A 4,239-nucleotide genomic window follows, 5' to 3' on the forward strand; every position below is an offset into this window, starting at 1 on the left:
GCCCGAGGCGAGCCCTCCGGCAATCGTCTGCTGAATGGAAGTCTGGTTGGTCGTCAAGCCGGCAGGCAGGAGGGCAAAAATGGTCAGCAGGCAGAAAGCGGCAATGCCGATTGCCACGGTGACTTCCACGAGGGAAAACCCCTGTCGAGTTCGCGAGATATTCATGGCCTGTAAATCTGCACTGCGCCGGTCATGCCATCCACCTGAAGGGCGGCCGCATTTTTTTCATTGGCGGCGACCCCGGCATTACCTTTCGACGGCTGAAGGGGAATTTCGATCCAACCCTTGATACTCTCGGCAGCAGAACCATCCTGGTAGCGCGCGACGCCTTGCGGGTCGAACTCGATGACTTTCTGCAGAGTCGTGGGCGACCCACCGCTTCCGGCGGACCACTCGAACGTGGTCACGGCTTCCGTGCTGCCGAGATCGACGACCACCGAGGAATCGGTCTCCCGATCGGCCATGCCACCGGTGCCCCCCATGTCACCGCTCGAGGCCAAGTGGACATTATCGAATTTCTGGAGGCGGGATATCGGCTGGATCTCGTCCTTCGTAAGATTTCCTGGTGCGGAGGGGTTGGCCGTGGGACGCAGGCCGGTTGTCGAAGCCACGACCGCGGCGATGATCTGCCCTCCCTTGGGATTCCTGCTGTAGCCTTTCTGCGCCGGGTCGACTTCCTGAAGCCCGAGATAAACATACGTGTTGTTTGCCATCGCATAAGCGCGAGCCTGCTGGACGAGGTCCGAGAGGTCGGAGGCCGTTTTCGACAGATCGCTGCCGCCCTTGATCGCATTCATCGCCGGCACCGCGAGCGTGGCCATGATTACGATGATCGCCATGACGGCGAGCAATTCCATCAAGGAAAATGCGGAACGGTGTGGGGGAATGCGGGCAGGCATGGGGGATACGTTTGCACGCGGCGTGTCGACCGTGGAGGGACAATCGAGTGCTGGTTTCCACCGTTAACTTTGCACAGCTTTTTGTCAATGCGCGGGACGCAAGGAAATGGCGGATGCGCCGCTCTTCCTCTCCTCGCACAGCCGGACTTCTCGTCGCTTCGAAAAAGACACCTCTCGGGGCGGCACGCGGCTGCGGCCGATTCACGCGGGCGTTGATTCCCTCTTCGTGAGCACCGCCAGCGAGCGGCGCGTATTTTCCGCCACGGAATAGCGAGCCGCCAGAGCCTGGCATCGCTCCCGGGCCTCCGCCGCCCGTTCCCGCCAGCTGTGCAAGGCCGAACCCAGCGCCGCCACGTCGCCCGGCGCGAAGATCGAGCCATGCACGCCCTCCGTGATGATTTCCGCAAACCCGTTTGCGTGAGTCGTGAGCACGGGCAATCCCGCCGCGAGCGCCTCCAGGCAGGCGTTCGAGAAAGGATCGTAGACCGTCGGCAGCACGAACACATCCGCCGCCGCGAAGTCCCCCTGTAAATCATGCCGGGGTCCAAGAAATCGCACATTCGACGGCGCGGCGAACGGCTTCCCCCTGCCCGCCACGAGCAGCCGCACCTCCGGCCGCGCGCGCACCGCCTCCACCGCCGTCCGCAATCCTTTTCGTTCCCAGCCGCTGCCCGCGAAAAGCGCCACGAAGTCGCCCGAGCGCAACCCCAGCTCCGCTCTCCGCCGTTCGCGCCTCCCCGGCTCCGCCGGCGGGGCGTCGTAGCCGTTCTCGATCACCGTGATACGCTCGGCGGGATAACTGTAATGAGCCACGATCTCGTCGCGCACCATCCGCGAGTTTGCGATCACCCGCCGCGCTCCTTCCGGGGAAAACAGCGCCCGCTCCAGCCGCAGCAGCTCACGGTGCTTGCGATTCGTCCCGCGCAGCCAGCGCCTCCAGGCGGGCTCGATCGCCGCGCGCCGCTCCAGCCAGGCCGCGTGCACTCCGTCCCCGGCTCGATAGACGTCGCATTCGAAGACCCGTTCCAGGCTCAGCACCACGTCGCAGCCTCCTGCCGCACGCGCGGCCTCTCTCGCGAAAGCCACCGGGGAGCCGCCATTCCCGACGCGGATCACGGACTCGTTCGGCCAGGCCTCCCCCGGCCAATCGCGCGAAGTCACCAGCACGGGCTCATGGCCATCTGCCGCCACTCCCCGCGCGAGCCGCAGCAAATACGCCTCCGCTCCCCCCGTGGGCGAATACCCGCGCCTGATAAAGCCGATCTTCATTCCGCGAAAAATGGTAGGGCGCTTTCGGCGAAAGCGCCGTAGAATTTTCCGCTTCGTGACGACCGACCTCCGCCGCCCCCGATCCCTGCTCTACTCGATTGCCGCCGGCATCGGCGGCAGCGGGCTCGACCAGGTTGCGGCCGAGAGCCTCCGCGCCGCGATCGACGGCGACTTCCTGGGCCGAGCCATCGCCTACGGTGCTAATCTGAAGATCGAAGATCGCAGGTCGAAGGTCGAAAGCCTGAATCTCCATCCCGTCAAGCTACTCTCCTTCCTCGACCGCGAGCACTACATGGGCGCCAAGAAGCACGCCCTCGACCGCCGGACCGCCCATCGCCTCGCCACCGGTCGCCACGACCTTCTCCACACGTGGTCCGGCGATTGCCTCGAGAGCCTTCGCACCGCCAATCGTCTGCGCATCCCCAGCGTGCTCGAGATTCCCACCTGGCACCGCAACAAGGGCAAGGTGAAGAAGGACAAAACCTGGAGCGAGATCCAGCGCGACGCCGCCCGGTTTCCCCGCAGCGTGCTCAACCGCCTTCTCGTCACCCGCCAGCAGGTCATGGAGGAATACGCCCGCGCCACCCTCATTCTCGTGCTGTCGGAAAAAGCCCGCGAGACCTTCCTCGTCGCCGGCCTGCCGGCGGAGAAACTCTTCCTCACTTCACGCGGCGTCGACGTCGACACCTTCACTCCCGCGCCCGCACCACCCGAGAAATTTCGCGCCGTTTTTGTCGGCTCGCTCAGCAAACGCAAAGGCGTTCACCATCTGCTCGACGTGTGGAGACGCCTCGCGCTGCCCGACGCCGAGCTCGTTCTTGTCGGTTCGCCGGGCCGGGAGATCGCTCCCTTTCTCGCCAAAGCTCCGGCAAACGTCATCGTGCGAGGCTTCGTCAACGATGTCGCCGCGGAGCTGCGCCAGGCCGCCGTTCACATCTTCCCAAGCGAATGCGAAGGCAGCGCGAAGGCCACCTACGAGGCCTCCGCCTGCGGGCTCCCGCAAATCACGACCCGCGAATCGGGCGATGTCGTCGTCGACGGCGAGACCGGCCTGCTGATTCCGCCGAACGATCCCCACGCCCTCGCCGCCGCCGTCCAGCGCCTTCACGCGGACCGCGCTCTCGCCGCCAGCCTCGGCGCCAAGGGTCGCGAGCGCGTCGTCCAGAACTTCACCTGGGATCACTTCCGCCAGCGCCTGCTCGCCGCCTACGATCGCGCCTTCCAACTCGCCGCCTGACCGATGCGCGTCCTCATCCTTCAATTGAAACGCATCGGCGACGCGCTGCTCACCACCCCGGTCATCTCCGCCCTTCGCGAGCACCAGCGCGGTGCGGAAATCACCATCGCCCTCGACCGCGCCACCGCCGCGCTCGCTCCCGCCCTCGGCGCGGACCACACCCTCATTCGCGGCGACAATTTCTGGACCGGCCTCGCCACCTCCCGTTTCGACGTCTGCCTCGATCTCACCGGCAACGACCGCAGCGCCCTCGCCACCGTCGTGTCCCGTGCCCCCCGTCGCATCACCTGGGCGCGCTTCGCGAGGAAACCGCTCCGCAAGTTTCTCTACACCGACTTTGTCGAATCCTCGGTGAAACTCCGCCACACCGCGGATCATCACACCGACCTGCTACGCGCCCTCGAGATCCACGTCGAGGAGGTGCCGCTTGCCCTTCAACTCCCCACCTACGCCCTTGCGGAAGCCACCAACGCTCTCGCCAGGGCCGGAATCACCAGCTCCTTCGCCGTCGTGCACCCCGGCACCGCCCGGCAGGAAAAATACTGGCTGCCCGAGCGCTGGGCCGAAGTCATCATCTGCCTCCGCCGCGAACACGGTCTTCCCGTATTGCTCACGGGATCGAAGGATCCCGCCGAGGCCGCCCATCTCGCCGTCATCCAGGCCGCCCTCCCCGAACCCTGCCTCAACCTCGCCGGCAAGCTCAGTCTTCTCGGCACGGCCGCCGTCTTGAAAAAAGCCCGTCTTCTTTGCGCCGTCGATTCCGCGCCCGTGCATTTCGCCGACGCCCTCGAGACGCCAGTCGTCGCCCTCTTCGGCCCTACAAATCCCCTTCAC

General features: G+C 65.6%; 4 protein-coding genes. 2 read left to right on the top strand and 2 right to left on the bottom strand.

The window, feature by feature from the left end:
- Positions 1–161: 161 nt before the first annotated feature.
- On the bottom strand, positions 162–899 hold the full coding sequence (locus VIM61_13105) for a prepilin-type N-terminal cleavage/methylation domain-containing protein (GenBank protein HEY8901343.1): 738 nt from the start codon (positions 897–899) through the stop codon (positions 162–164).
- Positions 900–1,100: 201 nt separating this feature from the next.
- Positions 1,101–2,168, bottom strand: coding sequence for a glycosyltransferase family 4 protein (locus tag VIM61_13110; protein HEY8901344.1), 1,068 nt, complete (start codon positions 2,166–2,168; stop codon positions 1,101–1,103).
- Positions 2,169–2,223: 55 nt separating this feature from the next.
- Between VIM61_13110 and VIM61_13115 the strand changes: the two genes are divergently transcribed.
- Positions 2,224–3,405: a glycosyltransferase family 4 protein gene (locus VIM61_13115; GenBank protein ID HEY8901345.1), complete on the top strand. Its 1,182-nt coding sequence runs from the start codon at positions 2,224–2,226 to the stop codon at positions 3,403–3,405.
- A gap of 3 nt (positions 3,406–3,408) precedes the next feature.
- The coding region (locus VIM61_13120) for a glycosyltransferase family 9 protein (protein HEY8901346.1) at positions 3,409–4,239 on the top strand (831 nt) is incomplete at its 3' end.

The organism is Chthoniobacterales bacterium (assembly GCA_036569045.1).
GTDB lineage: Bacteria > Verrucomicrobiota > Verrucomicrobiia > Chthoniobacterales > JAATET01 > JAATET01.